Source organism: Cobetia sp. SIMBA_158, assembly GCF_046566945.1.
In the GTDB taxonomy this organism is placed as follows: Bacteria; Pseudomonadota; Gammaproteobacteria; order Pseudomonadales; family Halomonadaceae; genus Cobetia; species Cobetia amphilecti.
Genome location: NZ_JAWJYL010000181.1, coordinates 1 through 312, shown reverse-complemented (window position 1 = coordinate 312; position 312 = coordinate 1). Strand labels below are relative to the sequence as shown.

Below are 312 nucleotides of genomic sequence, written 5' to 3'. Positions count from 1 at the left end.
AGGACGCCAATCGCCCGGCTGGTGGCGTTAGAGGGGATATCGGGCGCACGATTGGGAATATAACCCAGTTCATCAAGAGCGGCGGCAATCTTGCCGCGTAGAGCGACGGAAACCTGCTCCGGGTTACGCAAAAAGCGGCTGACCGTCATTTTGGTCACGCCTACACGGTCAGCCACATCCTGAAGTACGGGTCTTTTCTTTTTCATCGTCCTGAAGGTACAAAAGAGATAGATTCTCTTAGTTTAACACGGACGCATCAGAACCTTCCCGGGGAAAACAGTGCTTGTTTACAATTATTAGATATACACTAAA

At 50.0% G+C, this 312-nt stretch carries 1 protein-coding gene; it reads right to left on the bottom strand.

Annotated elements, in window-relative coordinates; translation table 11 throughout:
- A partial coding sequence (locus tag R2R70_RS19545) for a LacI family DNA-binding transcriptional regulator (protein WP_410978827.1) occupies positions 1 to 206 on the bottom strand: 206 nt, incomplete at its 3' end.
- Positions 207 to 312 lie beyond the last annotated feature (106 nt).